Annotated in this window: 1 protein-coding gene; it reads right to left on the reverse strand. The window is 64.1% G+C overall.

The window, feature by feature from the left end; translation table 11 throughout:
- Positions 1-130: 130 nt before the first annotated feature.
- Complete coding sequence (locus MXD57_RS31330) at positions 131-526, reverse strand: XRE family transcriptional regulator (protein WP_250405596.1); 396 nt, start codon at positions 524-526, stop codon at positions 131-133.
- Between the last annotated feature and the right edge of the window lie 726 nt (positions 527-1,252).

Consider the following 1,252-nt stretch of genomic DNA (forward strand, 5'->3'; position numbering starts at 1 on the left):
ACGGCAGTTCCTGGAGCTGCTGGAGCACTCCCTGACACGGTTCATCGCCGACGGTGAGACGCGAAACCTGTAACCGCAGGCACCAAGCGCCCATCCTGTTACTGTAGGCGCTGTTGATCGCATGCGGGGGTCAGGAACAGATGTTGTTGATGTAGGCCCGGGCGGCGACCATTACGTCGCGGGAACGGCCGTCAGCGATGCATTGGGCCGGTGCCATGTCTTCGAGTTGGGGGTTCATCCCGATCATCCAGGCTCTGGCGATGTAGACGCTTTCGGCTTGCTGGATGACGTTGAAGATCTGGATGGCGTCGCGCAGTCGCGCCTCTGCGGCAGGCCGGGGGGTGGCAGCTCCTGTGGCCCAGCGTCCGACCTGCTTGGGGTCGCTGATGCCGGCGATGCGCGCGGTGAGGCGTTGTCCCAAGTTGTCCTGCAAGAACCGTGCGATGTCAGCGATCTTGGTGCTGACTGCGACGATGTGTGCGCGGTCGACGCTTGTGGCGTTGAGTCTGGTGGTGGTTGCAGGCATGGGGAGTCTCCCTCGTGGTCCTGACTGCGCGCGGTTGTGAGTCTGTCGCGCGTCAGGCGACGGGTTGTGGTGTTCGCCGTCGGGCGGCGAGTGTGTGAGCTGCGGGCCGCAGTGCTGCGGACTGCGCGAGGCGGCGAGGAAAGGCGGCCTCTGGGTGTGCTGTGTCCGCTCGGGCGCTATCGGTCCGGTTGGATCTGATGCGCTGGCGGGGATGCTGCTGATGGATGCAAGGGGCGCCATCGGCGCGTGAGGCTGGACGCGGGCTGTGGCCGCGGTGTGGATCGGGTCGGCCGTCCGGTGGCCGTCACTGGTAAGTCGCCCCGTAGCTGCCTCATGGCGCTCGCCCCTTCTGGAGTGGTACTGGAAGAGTACCCAGGAAGGTAGGTCAACTCCACCTGTTTGCGATTCATTTGGGTAACCGTCATATGCCAGGTTCGTGATGGGCCGAGTCGGGTCACACTGTCTGAGCTGGGCTCTTTCGCCAGCGTCGGCGATAGTGTCACTCTCAGCTGGGAGGAACTTCGTCCGTTTCCCACCCGCTAGGGCTAGCCTTTTCAGGTGGTGTTCGCCAGGGTTTTCGGACCGTGTCGCAGTTGGGTCACATCACCCTGAGCCCGTACTCCTGGGCCACGGCCTGCAGTGGCTCAGCCTCGGGATACACGTAGGAGGATTCCAGGGTGGTCAGGGGTGTGGCGTACTGGAAGATCGCCCAGCACTGCCGCATCC

Origin of the sequence: Streptomyces cellostaticus, from assembly GCF_023630175.1 — a bacterium.
Lineage (GTDB): Bacteria > Actinomycetota > Actinomycetes > Streptomycetales > Streptomycetaceae > Streptomyces > Streptomyces cellostaticus_A.

Bases quoted from the DNA above. Each gene is read 5' to 3' on its own strand.
- MXD57_RS31330 (WP_250405596.1), bottom strand. From the start codon at position 526: ATGCCTGCAACCACCACCAGACTCAACGCCACAAGCGTCGACCGCGCA.